Origin of the sequence: Immundisolibacter sp. (assembly GCF_041601295.1) — a bacterium.
GTDB lineage: Bacteria > Pseudomonadota > Gammaproteobacteria > Immundisolibacterales > Immundisolibacteraceae > Immundisolibacter.
Genome location: NZ_JBFIII010000015.1, coordinates 1 through 15,495 on the forward strand (window position 1 = coordinate 1; position 15,495 = coordinate 15,495).

Annotated in this window: 14 protein-coding genes; 12 read left to right on the forward strand and 2 right to left on the reverse strand. The window is 65.0% G+C overall.

Annotated features, from left to right (window positions below):
* The first annotated feature begins 167 nt into the window (after positions 1–167).
* Complete coding sequence (locus tag ABZF37_RS03310) at positions 168–890, forward strand: NTP transferase domain-containing protein (RefSeq protein WP_372716730.1); 723 nt, start codon at positions 168–170, stop codon at positions 888–890.
* A 124-nt stretch (positions 891–1,014) separates the two neighbouring features.
* Here the strand turns inward: ABZF37_RS03310 and ABZF37_RS03315 are convergent, their stop codons facing one another.
* Positions 1,015–1,800: a nucleotidyltransferase family protein gene (locus ABZF37_RS03315; protein WP_372716732.1), complete on the reverse strand. Its 786-nt coding sequence runs from the start codon at positions 1,798–1,800 to the stop codon at positions 1,015–1,017.
* A complete protein-coding gene (locus ABZF37_RS03320; protein ID WP_372716734.1) occupies positions 1,797–2,933 on the reverse strand; it encodes an N-acetyltransferase family protein in 1,137 nt (378 codons plus the stop codon). Before ABZF37_RS03320 ends, ABZF37_RS03315 begins: the two co-directional genes overlap by 4 nt.
* A 264-nt stretch (positions 2,934–3,197) precedes the next feature.
* On the opposite strand from ABZF37_RS03320, the gene ABZF37_RS03325 reads away from it, so the two are divergent.
* From ABZF37_RS03325 to ABZF37_RS03375, 11 genes are all read left to right on the forward strand, one after another.
* Positions 3,198–3,626, forward strand: a complete 429-nt coding sequence (locus tag ABZF37_RS03325; protein WP_372716736.1) for an HIT family protein — start codon at positions 3,198–3,200, stop codon at positions 3,624–3,626.
* Positions 3,623–5,431: a fatty acyl-AMP ligase gene (locus tag ABZF37_RS03330; RefSeq protein WP_372716738.1), complete on the forward strand. Its 1,809-nt coding sequence runs from the start codon at positions 3,623–3,625 to the stop codon at positions 5,429–5,431. The genes ABZF37_RS03325 and ABZF37_RS03330 overlap by 4 nt, the downstream gene beginning before the upstream one ends.
* Positions 5,424–6,374, forward strand: coding sequence for an NAD-dependent epimerase/dehydratase family protein (locus tag ABZF37_RS03335; RefSeq protein ID WP_372716740.1), 951 nt, complete (start codon positions 5,424–5,426; stop codon positions 6,372–6,374). The genes ABZF37_RS03330 and ABZF37_RS03335 overlap by 8 nt, the downstream gene beginning before the upstream one ends.
* A gap of 66 nt (positions 6,375–6,440) precedes the next feature.
* Positions 6,441–6,683: an acyl carrier protein gene (locus ABZF37_RS03340; RefSeq protein ID WP_372716742.1), complete on the forward strand. Its 243-nt coding sequence runs from the start codon at positions 6,441–6,443 to the stop codon at positions 6,681–6,683.
* Positions 6,684–6,700: 17 nt separating this feature from the next.
* Positions 6,701–7,912, forward strand: a complete 1,212-nt coding sequence (locus ABZF37_RS03345; protein ID WP_372716744.1) for an aminotransferase class I/II-fold pyridoxal phosphate-dependent enzyme — start codon at positions 6,701–6,703, stop codon at positions 7,910–7,912.
* Positions 7,913–7,992: 80 nt separating this feature from the next.
* The gene (locus tag ABZF37_RS03350) at positions 7,993–10,218 is read left to right on the forward strand and encodes an ELM1/GtrOC1 family putative glycosyltransferase (protein ID WP_372716746.1); all 2,226 of its coding nucleotides are present in this window, start codon (positions 7,993–7,995) and stop codon (positions 10,216–10,218) included.
* Positions 10,219–10,221: 3 nt separating this feature from the next.
* A complete protein-coding gene (locus ABZF37_RS03355; protein ID WP_372716748.1) occupies positions 10,222–10,938 on the forward strand; it encodes a hypothetical protein in 717 nt (238 codons plus the stop codon).
* Positions 10,935–12,128 carry a glycosyltransferase gene (locus ABZF37_RS03360; protein WP_372716750.1) on the forward strand — a complete coding sequence of 398 codons (1,194 nt, stop codon included), beginning with the start codon at positions 10,935–10,937 and terminating at the stop codon, positions 12,126–12,128. The genes ABZF37_RS03355 and ABZF37_RS03360 overlap by 4 nt, the downstream gene beginning before the upstream one ends.
* The gene (locus tag ABZF37_RS03365; protein ID WP_372716752.1) at positions 12,091–13,281 is read left to right on the forward strand and encodes a glycosyltransferase; all 1,191 of its coding nucleotides are present in this window, start codon (positions 12,091–12,093) and stop codon (positions 13,279–13,281) included. Before ABZF37_RS03360 ends, ABZF37_RS03365 begins: the two co-directional genes overlap by 38 nt.
* Positions 13,278–14,261 (forward strand): glycosyltransferase family 2 protein, encoded by a 984-nt coding sequence (locus ABZF37_RS03370; protein ID WP_372716754.1) that lies wholly within the window; start codon positions 13,278–13,280, stop codon positions 14,259–14,261. Before ABZF37_RS03365 ends, ABZF37_RS03370 begins: the two co-directional genes overlap by 4 nt.
* A 2-nt stretch (positions 14,262–14,263) precedes the next feature.
* Positions 14,264–15,484, forward strand: coding sequence for a glycosyltransferase (locus ABZF37_RS03375; RefSeq protein ID WP_372716799.1), 1,221 nt, complete (start codon positions 14,264–14,266; stop codon positions 15,482–15,484).
* The last annotated feature ends 11 nt before the right edge of the window (positions 15,485–15,495 follow it).

Below are 15,495 nucleotides of genomic sequence, written 5' to 3' on the forward strand. Positions count from 1 at the left end.
GTCTAGCAGATCGGTTGGACTCGGCCGCTCTGATAGACTGCCCGCCCCCACCGGCAGGCTACTAGGCGACTGTCGTGGGCACCCCGCCATCACACACGGCTGCTTCACCATCCGTAGCGTCGTGCGACTGCCTACGCCATCCTTATCCGCGGAGTTCCGTTAACCTCATGCAGGCTGTCATTTTGAGTGCTGGTCAGGGCCGGCGTCTGCTACCCCTTACCGCCGATCGCCCGAAATGCCTGATCGATCTGCACGGCAAAACCCTGCTGCAGTGGCAACTGGACGCATTGCTTGAGGCCGGCATCGGCCCCATTACCGTGGTAACTGGCTATGCCAGCGAGGCGGTAGAGGCAGTACTAGCCAAGCACTACCGCAAGCAACCGGTGCGGGTGCAGTTCAACCCCTTTTTCCAGGTAGCGGATAATCTGGGCAGTTGCTGGATCGCTCGGGAAGCATTTTCTGACCAACTGCTGCTCCTGAATGGCGACACCGTGTTCGAACCCGCGGTGGTGGCGCGCGTGTTGGGCGCGCCGGCAACCACCATCCGGCTGACCATCGACCGCAAGGCGCAGTACGACGATGACGACATGAAAGTCATTGTCGATGGCGAGCGGCTGCTGCGCATCGGCAAACATCTGCCCGCCGATGCCGTCGACGCCGAGTCGATCGGCATGCTGCGCTTCAGCGCCGACGGTGCGCGACATTTTCAGCACGCAGTGGAACTGGCCCTGCGCGAGCCGGACGGCTTGCGCTGGTGGTATCTGTCCGTAATCGACCGCCTGGCCGACCAGAACCTCGTCAGCACCTGCAGCATTGAAGGCTTACGCTGGGCCGAGGTTGATTTTCCGCGCGACCTCGACGCGGCGCGGGCAGTGGTCATGCAGGTTTAGATCGCTGGGTGTAGCGGCACAAGGACGTGCCGCCGGTTCAATGCCTGCAAGGCATTGAACTGTGAGAAAACCGAAAATCACACTTTTCGGTTTCCGGGGTCTGAGAAGTCCAGGACGGACTTATTCAGACTTTCAACAGTCGCTGCACCAGATCGAAATCGGCGACAGAATCCACGTCCACCGCGGCGTGTGGATCGTCCAGCAGTACAGCCCCCAAACTGGCGCCAACCTGCCGCGACAAGCGATCAAGGCCCGCCTCCAGCGTCAACCGGCCAAGCGCATAAGCCGCCAGGGTGCCGAGCCCCAGGGCGGCGGCAATTCGCTGCGGCCGCTTGCGCTCATTCTCCACGCGTTGCCAGAACTCCGGTGCCCGGCGCCCCGCGGGGGTAAGGAAGGCGAACAAATTGCAACCGCAGTAGGCGCCGCCACGAAAACGCAGCGCGGTGCGCCGCGATTGCGGAAATGCCGCCTGCACCGCGGCATGAAGTGCCAGACCGACGACCGCATCCTTGCCACTTTCGAGCGCGGCGGCACAAAACTGGTCCACCCATGGAGCCCGCAACAAGGCGTGGTCCGACGTGGTGAGCAGCACCGGCACATCCCCAGGCAACACCGCCAGCGCCCGCAGCGCGCTTTGACTCGGCGAGCCGGCCGGCGCCACCCAGGCAAGTTCGCCACCGGCAACCCGTGCCGCCAGGGGTGAGCAGCTAGCAAGAACGGCGGCTTCCGGGCCCACCAGCGTGACGCCAGCCACCGCCGTGCTGGCAGCCAGCGCATCCAGCACGCGCATCAGCATCGGTTGCCCGGCCACTGATGCCAGGGCCTTCGAGGGCACACCCGCGTGACGCGCCACCGGGTCATCGGGACCACGGTCGCCGGCCAGCACCACGGCGTGGAACGGACCGCTCACAGGGGTTTTGTGTAAACGCGATAGCGCTTGTAACAACGGCTGCCCAGCGATTCGATGATGTTACGCATGCCGCGGTTGTCGTCCAGTATCCAGGACATCTCGGCCCGCGTGGCACCTCGGCGCACCGCCGCCTTGCGCGCCGCATCGATCACCAGCATCGCCAGCGCCGTTCCCAGGCGCGTGCGTTGATGGCGCTGACGCACGCCCATCAGGGCCACCCGCACGGTCTTGGGGTGGCGCACCTTGAGCCGCCACAGCAATTTGGCCCAACCAAACGGCAGCAGGCGGCCGTTCAAGCCGGCAATCGCCTCATTGATATTGGGCAGCATGGCAAGCATCGCCACCGGTTCGCCGTCCACTTCGGCAATCTGCACAAAAGCCGGGTCCACCAGCCAGCGCAGCATTGATCCCAGCGCCTTGAATTCGGCCTCGGTGAACGGCACAAAGCCCCAGTTACCTAGCCACGCGTCGTTGAAGATATCGCGCAGGATCTCGATGTCACGACCCATATTCTTGTAGTCAATGGGTCGCAACTGGACTTTGCCGCGCTCGCGATCTAGCACCCGCTGCGCCGCCGGTGGGAACTGGAAATCGGTATCCACGATGTAGGCCAGAAGATCCTGAGCCTTGACGTAACCCTGCTCAACAAGCCTTGCCGCGTAGTAGGGCAGCGCATGACCCATCATCACCATCGGTGGCGCATCAAAGCCGTCGACCAACAAGCCACATTCTTCGTTAATGGACAGGTTGAACGGACCGCGAACCTCGGTCATGCCCTGTTCCCGCAGCCAACCTTCCGCGCGCGCAAGCAATGCGGCAAAAACAGCCGGATCATCCTGCGCCTCCAGCAGGCCGAAATAACCGACCCGCTCACCGTGCGTCTGTTCATAAAGGCGGTCCACCTGAGCGGTAATGCGGCCCACCAGCTCGTTGCCACGATAGGCCAGCCAGCCCTGATAGAAGGCATGTTCGAACAGGGGATTCCGCGGCGACAGTAACTCGTGACGCTCTGCCAGCAGCGACGCCACGGCGTGAGGATCGTCGCGATAAAGCCGCTGCGGCAGCGACCAGAACTCACGCATGGCAACCTTGCCCTGCAGCGGCTCGATGCGTAAATCAGGCGCCTTATTCACGCCGCAGGCGGCCGGAAACTGAACATTCAAACCTTTGCATAAGCATGCGAAGACCGTAATGGAAGTGAAGCAAAATTGGGGGGTGATATACGCCCCCAGTGTTATATGCGCTATATTCCGCGGCAATTTTATGCCGCGCTTTCGCGCTTTACCCGCTCATCGGGCACAGACGCCAACCGCCGGAGTCGACTTGCTTGCAGCATCAGCGCAGATAATGCCCGTTGTTTGGCCCGCAGGCTGCTCGCGGTGCTCAGGATCGCAGGCATGAACGCCACTGCGGTAAAATTCGGGGACCCCGAAACCCGTATTGCCCACCGCGGCGCATGGACCGTGCTGCTGCGCCCGCGACAAGTGACCCTGGGCGCCCTGGTACTGGTGTGCGAGGAGCCGGTGGCCACGTTCGGACAGGTCAGTGCCCAGGCATTTGCTGATCTGCGCGGGGTCACTCAGGGGATCGAGCGCATGCTGCAACGTGCCTTCACCTACGACAAAATCAACTACCTAATGCTGATGATGGTGGACCCAGACGTGCATTTTCATGTGCTGCCGCGCTATGCGCAGGCCCGGCAATTTGCAGGGCTAACGTTTACCGACCCGGGGTGGCCGAATCCGGCCGACCTGGCGGGCGACCACCCGCTCGGTGGCGAGGTCCGGGCAAACCTTGTGTCGCACTTGAGGGGAATGTGGGAGTGAGTGGCGCGCTGCGCGCGGCGCCGCTCCAGGCCCAGGAACCCAACGCCGACCTCGCGCACCAGCCAACTCCGACGCGCAACACGCTGGCACTGCGTTTCGCGGATTTTGACACCCTGACCGGAGCGCTTGACTACGCCGCCCAGGGCGTGACTGGCAGCAATTTCTACGACGCCCGCGGCGAGTTGTCGCTAACACTTCCGTACCGACAATTGCGCCAACAGGCGATCGAGCTTGCCCGGCGCTTTGCCGGCCTCAATCTGCAGCGACAGTCACGGGTGGCGCTGGTCGCCGAAACCGACGCCGACATCGTGCGACTGTTCTTTGCCTGCCAGTACGCCGGTCTGGTACCCGTACCATTACCTGCCGCCGTCCACCTCGGCGGGCGCGAAGCCTATGTGCAGCAACTGCGCGCGATGCTCGAAAGCTGCGACGCCAGTGTTGCCATCGCGCCCGCGGGCTTTGTCGACATGCTGCACATGGCGGCGACCGACATGGGCCTGACTTTTTGCGGTACGCCCGCGCAGTTCGGGCAGCTAGCCCCGGCGGAATTGGTGCCGCGGGCGGCGACCGCCGATGAACTTGCCTACTTGCAGTACACCTCCGGCAGTACCCGCTTTCCGCGCGGGGTGATGATCACCCACCGGACCGTGATGCAGAACCTGCAGGGCATCGTGCGGCATGGTCTGGGCCTGGGCGACGACGACCGGTTCATGTCCTGGCTACCCTTTTATCACGACATGGGACTGGTCGGACTGGTGTTCTCACCGCTCGCCGCGCAGCGGTCGGTCGACTATCTGGGTACCCGCGATTTCGCCATGCGTCCCCGACAGTGGCTGGCGCTCATGTCTCGCAATCGCGCCAGCATTTCCTTCAGTCCACCTTTTGGTTACTCCCTGGTTTCACGGCGCCTGCGTCCTACCGATGTGGCGCTGTATGACCTGTCGGCCTGGCGTATCGCCGGGGTCGGTGCCGAGACCATTCGGGCGGAAACGCTGGAGCGTTTCGCTGCCACGTTGCACGGTAGTGGCTTTCAATCGAACGCCTTTCTCCCCTGCTACGGGATGGCCGAATGTTCGCTCGCAGTCAGTTTTGCCCCGCTGGGGCAGGGCGTCGAAGCCGATACAGTGGACGCCGAAGCGCTCGGCAATCAGCGTGTTGCCCGCCCGGCTGCTGATCCGGCCGAAAACACCAGCTGCTTCGTAAATTGCGGCGAGGTTTTGCCCGAACACCAACTGGAAATCCGTGACACCTCCGGGCGACGGCTGCCCGACCGCCGTTGTGGCACGATTTTCGTTCAGGGTCCGAGCGTCATGTCCGGCTATTTCGGCGACGCTGAGGAAACTGCCCGCGTGCTTTCGGCCGACGGCTGGCTGAATACCGGTGACGTGGGTTATCTCGCCGATGGCCGGCTATTTGTCACTGGCCGCGAGAAAGATCTGTTCATCATCAACGGACGCAATATCTGGCCTCAGGATCTCGAATTTCTGGCCGAACAGCAACCGGAGTTGCGTCCGGAAGATGCTTCGGCGTTTGCCGTGCCTGACGCCGATGGGAGTGATCTGGCGGTTCTCGTCATGCAGTGTCGTGAGCAAGACCCCCTGCGGCGCATAGACCTGGTCACGCGCCTGCAAGGTCTGGTCAAGGCAGAACTCGGCATCCCCTGCTTCATAGAACTGGTCCCGCCGCACACCTTGCCGCGCACGTCGTCCGGCAAACTGTCGCGCTCGGGTGCCAGGCGCGACTTCATGGACCGTAACGCCGTCGGCACAGTGAAACCGGGCGTTATTGCCCAACGCATTGACTAATACCAGCCCCGGCACGGTCGCTATCACGGGCGCCACGGGCTTTGTCGGCAGCGCCGTTGCCCGGCACCTTGCAAGCCAGGGCTGGCGTCTGCGCTTGCTGGCTCGACCCGGCTCCGAGTCTCGCCTGGCACGCCTGGAATGCGCCCAGACCGTATCTGGCTCCCTCACCGACCCTGACGCACTGCGGCTCCTGCTAGAGGGAGCCGACGCGCTGGTGCATTGTGCCGGTGCCGTACGTGGCGCCACGCGTGCGGATTTCGACCGGGTCAACGTCTGCGGCCTTGCCGCGCTGCTTGATGCCACGGCATTGCGACAACAACTGCGCGTTGTGCACATCTCGTCACTCGCCGCACGCGAGCCGCAGCTTTCAGACTATGCCGCCAGCAAGCAAGCTGGCGAGACGCTCCTGATAAAGCGCTTGCCCTCAACGCAGCGGGTGGTATTGCGCCCCCCCGCCATCTACGGCCCGCAGGACCGTGAGCTTCGGCCGCTGCTGGAACGAATGGCGCGCGGGCTGGCGCTCGTTCCGGGGCGGCACGAGGCCCGCTTCTCGCTACTGCACGTGGATGACCTTGCCGCCGCGGTCGGCTGTCTGTTGGCGCAGCCAGCAAGCTGGGGGCAGACGCATGAACCTGACGATGGCCACCCTGACGGCTACAGCTGGCCGGAGCTGATCGCGGCTGTGGCCCGTGTGACGAATCGCCCGGCGCGGGCCCTGCGTGTGCCTGGCACTCTTTTGAAAGCGATCGGGGCATGCAACGAATGGACTGCGCGACTGATCGGCGGCGCGCCCATGCTCAACCGCGGGAAAGCACGCGAATTGCTGTGGCCAAACTGGGTCGCCCTCGGCAATGCCAGCCTCGCTGGTAGCGGCTGGCAGCCTCAGTTTGACCTTGATCGCGGGCTGCGAAACACGCTGGACCACCGCTTCCACCACGTCTGACCAGAGGCCGGGCGGGCTATACTCGCGCCAATTGAAGCCGCGATTACAGGCGAGCTGGAGGACATAATGGCAGTCAGCGCGCAGCGCATCCTTGAAACCCTGAAAGAACGCCTGACATCCCTCACCGAGGGCAAGGATGTGGCCGCTGGCACCGACCTGGTCGGGGACCTTGGGCTCGACTCCTTGCAGATCATGGAACTTCTGATGGAAATGGAAGACAGTTTTGACGTATCGATTCCGGTCAACGTCATCGCCGACGCGCGGACTGTTGGCGATCTGGTCCTTGCAGTCCAAAAGCTGCTGAACTGAAGCTCCGGAACCTGCACGTGGGACTGTTCGACAAACTGGCCAGCGCCGCGGCCGTGCGCCGCGACGTGGTCAGCGACGGCGGCCTGATTCCGTTTGGCGTCACGGTGGAGCGCCTGCTGTCACCCACGGAAGGCCTCGTGGCTGGCCGGAGGGTAATTCTGGGTGGCACCAACAATTACCTGGGTCTCACTTTCGACCAGGGCTGCATCGAAGCGGGCGTTGCGGCGCTGCGCGCCGAAGGCACCGGCACCACCGGCTCGCGCATGGCGAACGGCAGCTACGCTGGCCACCTGGCGCTGGAACGCGAAATCGCGGACTTCTACGGCTGGCCCCACGCGATCGTGTTCTCCACCGGCTACCTTGCCAATCTGGGCATGATCGGCGCACTGGCGGGCCCGGGAGACGTTCTGGTCATCGACGGCGACAGCCATGCCAGCATCTACGATGGTTGCCGTCTGTCAGGCGCCGAAGTTATCCGCTTTCGCCATAACAACCCGGCCGATCTTGATCGCCGGCTCACACGGCTCGGAGCGCAGGCCAGGAATGCCCTGGTGATCGTGGAAGGCATTTACAGCATGCTCGGCGACCAGGCACCGCTCGCCGAGATTGTGGACATCAAGCACCGTCACGGTGCGCTGCTGATGGTGGACGAGGCGCATTCGCTTGGCGTGCTTGGCGAACAGGGACGCGGTCTGTGCGAGGCAGCCGGCGTTATGGAGGGTGTCGATTTCGTGGTCGGCACCTTCAGCAAGAGCCTTGGCGGTGTCGGCGGTTTTTGTGTCAGCGCACACGCCGAGCTCGGTTTAGTGCGTTACACGAGTCGCCCGTACATCTTTACCGCGTCGCCTTCTCCCGCGACTGTGGCCTCGACCCGCGAAGCGCTGGCGGTTTTGCGCCGCCAGCCGCAGCTGCGGGAGCGGCTATGGCAAAACGTGACGCAGCTGCACGGTGGATTGACGGCGCTCGGCTTCGTTCTTGGAGCGGCACCCAGCCCGGTACTTGCGCTCATGCGCGAGAGCCGCGATCAGGCCCTCGCCGATTGGCAGCAACTTCTGGATGCCGGCATATACGTAAATCTGATGGTGCCGCCGGCTACGCCAGGCGGTATCAGCCTGCTGCGCTGCAGCATCAGCGCCGCGCACACGCCGGAGCAAATCAAGCACATTCTGAGCGCCTTCGCAGGCTTGCCACGCGCCCAGCTGCCAACGGGGCAGGCAGCCCTGGTATGAGCCAAGCCGCTCCGCGGCCGGCCGCGGAGCCGCCCTGCCCGCTCATAACACCGGTTCGGTTTGAGGTTTCGCCCGGCCAAGTGCCCAGTGAGCAAACCCCGGTACGCATTTTCCTGGGCACGGAACCGGCGCAGTACCGTGCCGAGCGGGTGTTTATGTATGCGTTGCATCAGGTCCGTAATCCGGCCCGGGTGTATGAGGTGTACCGGATGTCGCGCCTGCCGGGCTTCGATCAAGGCCGTTGGCGAACCGGCTTCACCAATTTCCGCTTCGCCATTCCACAGCTCGCCGGCAGCTGCGGCCGGGCCATTTATAACGACGTTGACCAGATATATACCGGCGATCCCGGAACGCTCTTCGACTTACCCATGGGCGACGCTGGCTACCTTGCCCTCACCGCGGCGGACACAGCGGTCATGCTTCTCGACTGCGCGCGGATGGCAGTAGTGTGGACCCTGGAACGGGCCCGGCGTCTGGACAAAAAAAACCTGCTCGAACTCGCCGCCGAGCAACGCGGCCTGTGGGCGCCACTACCGACCCAATGGCATGCTCGCGACACCGAATACCAAGCCGGCTTCACGCAGTGTCTGCACTACACGGCGCTCAACTTGCAACCCTGGCAGCCGGCACCGGATCAGTATTCCTACCACCCGCACCCGCTGGGCGAGCTGTGGCTGGACCTCGAACGCAGCGCGGATGCCGCGGGATACCAAATATTCAGCGCGCAGGCACCCAGCCGTGCATTTGCCGATGGGGCCGCGCGTCTGGCAAGTGCTCCGCGCCATGTCGCACCCGCCGATTTGGCCGACTTCGCCCGCCTCACTGACAGCACCGACGTGGCAACCCTGGGCCCGCTTGACCTCAATGCCGTTGCCGGTATGTCCGGGCGTCCGCTGCGGCCGGAAATGCTGGGCACTGCCACGGCTGACCTGATCGGCTTTGCCAGACTTGATCAATGCCCGCCAGATGATCTGCCCTGGCTGATTGAGACCCTGTTCGCCGCCGCACACAAAGCGGTGTATCTGATGGTGGACCGGGCAGCCGCACAGGAACCGGCGAACGACGACGCCTATTGGCGATGGCTGCTGCAGCGAGTCGCCCGCCGTCATCCCGGCCGCTGTTGGCGGATTGACCTTCTGGATGCCGCGGGCCACTGCCAGCGCAGCCTTGTGGCCGACTTTGCCGCGCGTAGCGGCCGCCCAAACGTGTGGCTGCTATACGGCAAGCACGCTGGCGACAACGCCCAGCTTGACGTGCTCGCCGCCGAGCTCGCCTGGCCCACGCAAGTGCGGCGTTTGCACTTTTCGATACTGTCGCGCTTGCCTGGCTGGCTCAAAGGGGCCAGCCGTTGCGGCCTGCAAGGCAGCAATCCAGCGCTGGCGCCACCGTGGCCGGGCCTCGTGCTCGCCGCCGGACGGCGCAGCGGCAACGTCGCCCGCTGGATCGTGCGTCAAAGCGGTGGTTCCACCCGCAGTGTACTGATCGGGCGGCCCAGGGCGCCGCTAGCGGCGTTTGATCTGGTGCTGACCACGCCGCAATACGGCCTGCCGGCGCGCAGCAATGTGCTGCACCTACCGGTTCCGCTAGGTCGACTGGCAGCACCGGACGCCACCCTGCTGGACCAGTGGCGCGAACGCTGGTCGGCTCTGCCACGGCCATGGATCGGCCTGCTGGTCGGCGGCGACCGGGCGCCGTACCGGCTCGACCCGGCCACCGCCAGACGCCTCGGCGAGGCGGCGAGCACGCTGACCACGACCACCGGCGGCAGCCTGTTAGTCACCACCGGACCTCGCACTCGCCCGGCGGCTGCAGACGCGTTATTCGCGGCCCTACCGGCGTCGGCCTTCCGACACCGCTACGCGGCTGAACAAGCGGACAATCCTTACCCCGCTGTGCTTGCACTGGCCGATCAGTTCCTGGTCACCAGCGACAGCGCCTCAATGCTGGGCGAGGCCGCTGCAACCGGCAAACCGCTGGCCGTATTTCCGCTCCCCGCTCAGCGCAGGCCCGTCCAAGGCTTGTTTCGCTGGCTGGAAAGCCGCCTCGGCCTGATCGAACGCGCTGTCGGCAGTCGCGGAACAGCGCGCCAGCAAAACGCCCTGGGTCGCGCCTACGACCGCCTGCTTGCAGCCGGCATCGTCAGTCGCGAACGCGATCTGGCGGCGCTGCGACAGGCACTGGGCGTGGTTACCCTTCCTGAGGAACCGGCACCACCACTGCTCAGCCCGGCCCTGCTCGGCCGCGCCCAGCGTGAAGGCGTGGAGCGGGTGCGTGAATTGCTTGCCGCCGGACACACCAAACCCTGATCCATGCCCGACCTTCGTTACCTAGACCAGAAATGCCTGGATGCGCTCGACGCCGCGTATTTTCAGGCTCGCCGGCCGTTTCCGTGGATCAATCCGGACGCGCTGCTGACCGCAGAAGCGTTTCAGATCCTGCATGAAACGCTGCCGGATGTGAGCCTGTTCGAGCAGAAATTCGGCGCCGAGCGTAAACACGGCCAGCAAAGTCACGACCGCTATGCCCTGGATTACAGGCCCGATCTTCCGCTGGACACCGTTTGGCACGATTTTGTGGCCGAGCTGAACAGTACGGCCTACCAGGTCTTCCTCAGGCGTATGCTCGGCGTACGCAGCGTCAGCCTGTCCTACCACTGGCACTACACGCCAAACGGCTGCTCGGTGTCGCCGCACTGCGACGCCAAACGCAAGCTCGGTTCACAAATTTTCTATTTCAATACTGAACAGGACTGGGATTCGTCGTGGGGTGGGGAGACGCTGCTATTGGGGGCCGGCCATGCGCTAAAGCCGGACTCGGCCCCAGGGCTGGAGGACTTCACGCGGATCACCGCCAGCGAGGTTATCGGCAACCGCAGCCTGCTGTTCGCCCGGACCGACCACTCATGGCACGCGGTGCGGGAAATCCACTGCCCGCCGCAGGCCCTGCGCAAGGTGTTCATCGTGGTTATCGAGACCGGTGGCGTCGCCGCCTGGTGGCGACGTAAACGCGGGCCGAGCCGCTATTGAATACCGCCGCCAAGGTGCCGCGCCTGGCCTTGCTGATCTCGGGCCTGGGCCTGGGCGGCGTACAGCGCACCATGCTCACTCTGGCCGGTGGCCTGGCCGACCGCGGCCTGGCCGTCGATCTGCTGGTTCCGGATGATCGTGGTCCGTTTCGACGTCTCATACCGGCCAATGTGCGTCTGGTGAACCTGTCCCGGTGGTGGCTTCGCGTGCCCGTGATCCGCGCCCGCAAACGGCGCAAGGCGCTGCTGATGGCGCCGGCCATCGCCGATTACCTGCGCCGGGAACGCCCGGACGCACTGCTGAGCGCCTCCCATTACGTGAATTTGGCCGCCCTGTGGGGCCGCGAGCTCGCCGGCACCGGCACCCGCCTGGTCATCAGCCAGCGCACGCAGCTGTCAGTGGCCATCACCAACAGCAAACTGCCGCTGCTGCGACGCCGGCCCCTGCTGGCCTGGATGACGCGCCGTTACTACCCGCGCGCCGATGCCATCGTGGCGGTATCCGATGGTGTTGCCGATGATCTGGCCGAGGTCGCCCACCTCCCGCGCCCACGCGTCGTCACCGTCTACAACCCGACCGATCTGGCCTACATCGCCACCCGCGCCGCGGAACCAGCGCCGCACCTGTGGCTGGAAGACGGCGGCGCACCGGTCATCGTCGCCGTCGGTCGCCTGGCGGCACAAAAGGACTTCACCACTCTGCTGCGGGCCTTTGCGCAGATGAAGGCCACCCGCCCTGCGCGGTTGCTGATCCTGGGTGAGGGCCGCCTGCGGCCGCAGCTGGAGGCGCTGGCCCGGGAGCTCGCTATCAGTGACGTCGTGGCGTTGCCCGGCTACGCCGAAAACCCGTTCGCGGCCCTGGCGCGGGCCCAGCTGTTCGTCCTTTCGTCCCGCTACGAGGGCCTACCGGGGGCGCTGATCCAGGCGCTGGCCTGCGGCTGCGCGGTGGTCAGCACCGACTGTCCTTCGGGACCACTGGAGATACTGGATCATGGGCGTTATGGCCGGCTGGTGCCGGTGGGGGATGCCGACGCACTCGCCGCCGCCATGCACGCGACCCTTGACGAAACGCCGGATCCGGACCGCCAGCACGCCCGCGCGGCGTATTTCTCCGTGGACCGGGCCGTGGATGCCTATCTGGACCTGATGCTCGATGAGCGCGCTGCCGCTTTCAAGCGCACGGCGGCCTGAGGGACTCGTGGCGCGGGTCGCCATCTTCGTGTCGTCCTGGCCGCACGGTGCGATTCAGCGGCTGATGCTGAATCTGGCCGAGGAATTCGCCGCCGCCGGGCACCGGATCGACCTGCTGGCGCCGCGCGGCAGCGCTCCGGCCGAGGGCCTGCCGGCCAACATGCACCTGGTCACGCTCGCGCCACGGCTGTCGGCTCTGCCTGGCGTTGGCCGGCACAAGCGCTGGTTCGTGCCAGTCGCCCTGCCGGCGCTGGTGCGCTACCTGCGCCGCGCTCGACCGGCTGCGCTGCTGAGCGGTGGCGAGTGGCCGAACGTGGTCGCGCTGGCCGCCCGGCGCCTGGCGGGTAGCCCGACGCGCGTGGTGGTGTCCGAGCACGTCCACGTGGGCGCATCCACGGCCGGCGCCGCGCAGCGCAAGCCCCGCCGCCTGCTGCCTAGGCTGATGGCGCGGCTTTACCCGGGCGCCGACGCCATCGTCGCGGTATCCGAAGGCGTGCGCCAGGATCTGCTGGAGCGCTTTCCCCTGCCACCGTCGCAGGTCCACACCGTCTACAACCCGGTCATCACGTCGGCGCTGCTCGCCGCGCGCGACGCGCCGCTGGACGACCCGTGGTTCGTGCCGGGCGCGCCGCCGGTGCTGCTCAATGTGGCGCAACTGCGCGTCCAGAAAGACCAGGCGACCCTGCTGCGGGCATTCGCCATGGTAAAAAAAAGACGCCCAGCGCGCTTGCTGATCCTGGGCGAAGGCAACCAGCGTCCGGCACTCGAAGCTCTGACTCAAGAACTGGACATCGCGGCCGATGTACGCCTGGCGGGCTTCGTGTCCAATCCCCTGGCGTATATGCGCCGGGCGCGGCTGTTCGTTCTGTCATCACGCTACGAGGGCTTCGGCAACGTGCTGGCCGAGGCGCTGGTCTGCGGCTGCCCCATCGTCAGCACTGACTGTCCCTCCGGTCCCTCCGAAATCCTGGAGCACGGAAACTACGGGCGGCTCACGCCGGTAGGCGATGCAAATGCACTGGCCGCTGCCATTCTGGCCGCCATGGAAGAACCCGTCGAACTGGCCGGACTGGAGCAACGTGGCCTGGAATTCAGCGCTGCCGCTGCAGCGAGACACTATCTCCATTTACTGATAGATAATCCAGCATCATGAGCATCCCCCGCGTCAGCGTAATCATGCCGGTCTATAACCGCGCCGCGATGGTCGTGGCTGCGGCGCGCAGCGTGCTGAGACAAACCTTCACCGATTTCGAGCTGATCGTGGTCGACGACGCCTCCAGCGACGGCAGCGGCGCAGCGGTCGCCGAACTCGGCGACCCTCGTGCGATCGTGCTTCACACGCCAGTTAACGTCGGCGCCGGAGGGGCACGCAACCTCGGCCTTGCCAGCGCACGCGGCGAATACATAGCGTTTCTCGACAGTGATGACCTGTCCCTGCCGCATCGCCTCGCGCGGCAGGTGGCGTTCCTTGATGTCTCCCCAAGAATCGGTCTGGTGGGATCCTGGTCCGCGGTTATCGATAGCGCGGGCAAGCACACCGGCCGACTGCGCCGCTACCCCTGTATGCACGCCGACATCGAGGCCCGGCAGCTGTTCCGCTGTTGTATTCCCCAGTCCTCGGTCCTCGTGCGCCGCGAGTTACTGGGCAACGACCCCTACGATGTTGCACACCGTTACGGCGAGGACTGGGCGCTTTTTCTGAACCTTGCCCAACGCACACGTCTGGCCAATCTGCCAGAGGCGCTGATCCTGTCCCGCCGCCACTCCGGCCAACTAAGTGCCGATTGCCAGAAGAGGGAAGCGCTGGCCGGGATCGTGGCCGGTCCTGTGCGGGCGTTAGGACTGAACACGGACCAGAACTCGCGCTTACGACATCTCGAACTTGCGCGTAGAACCCAGGTCGACGGCGCATTCCTGGCCTGGGCACACGACTGGCTGCGGAAAATCCTGGCGGCCAATGCGCGTTTTGGCCGCTACGATAAAGCGGCCCTGTTGAGAGCCACCGGACAAGTGTGGCTCAGGCTCCTTACACGGACGCGGCCAGTACATACAGCGGCAAGTGCACTGGCGTGGCCAAATACCAGAATCAGTATTCTCTCGTTATGGAACGCGGAGTCGGGAAATCGGCCGTGACCATGGCATCGCCATCCGCGACGGTCGCACTGCTGCTGCAATCGCTTACGGGTGGCGGAGTTGAGCGGTCAACACTGCGCCTGGCGCGTGAATTAACCCGCCGAGGCCTGGTGGTTGACCTTCTGGTCTGCCGGCCGCGGGGTGAGCTGGCCAATTCAGTGCCACAGGGTGTGCGGATAATCCCACTCGCGGAGGTCGGTACGGTCGCGGGTCGGCTTGCCGCACTGCGGGCCGCCGGCCGTGACTGGCCGCTGCTGTTGCGGCCGGTGCTTCTGGCATTACATGCCTCACGGGCGCTGCGCCATCTGCCGGCGTTGGCCCGATACCTGGAGCTCGAACGCCCGGCCGCGCTGCTGTCGGCCAAAACCTCAATCAACCTCATGGCGCTGTGGGCGCGGCGCTTGGCGAGGGTACCGACCCGGCTTGTCCTCAGCGAGCGGGTGCAACTGTCCTCAGTCACCACGCCCGACCGGCCAGCCAAACGCAGCAGACTACCCCAATTGGCTGCACGTTTTTACGGCGAGGCAGACGCTATCGTGGCAGTATCGACCGGGGTGGCGGATGACCTGGCCCGTGTCACCGGCCTTGATCGGGGGCGGATATCCGTCATCTACAACCCGGTCGTGGGTGATGATTTCGTCACCCGAAGTACCGAACCCGCACCACACGCCTGGCTCACAGACGACGGCCCGCCCGTGGTACTGACGGTCGGCCGCCTGCACGATCAAAAAGACTACCCAACGTTGCTGCGGGCCTTCGCTACGCTTCGGGCCCGCCGCCCTGCACGCCTGCTGATCCTGGGCGAGGGACCCCGGCGCGGCGAACTAGAACGGCTGGCCTCCCGACTTGGCATCGATGCGGAGCTGTCGATGCCCGGCTTTTGCGCCAATCCGCTGCCTGCGATGGCTCGGGCAGCGGTGTTTGCCCTGACATCCCGGGCTGAGGGTTTCGGTAACGTGCTGGTAGAGGCTCTGGCAACCGGTTGCCCGGTCGTGAGTACCGATTGCCCCTCAGGTCCAAGGGAGATCCTCGGTGGCGGCCGGTATGGCCGGCTGGTTCCGGTAGGCAACGTTGAAGCAATGGCAGAGGCGCTTCGGATCACCCTGAATGAACCACCCGACCGCAACCGATTACGCGCCCGCGGCGCCGAGTTCAGCGTGGCGCGTGCGGCCGACTCTTATCTTGCGGTGCTGCTTCCCGAACGCAGCGCTGACTATTGCTGAGCGTACTCGAT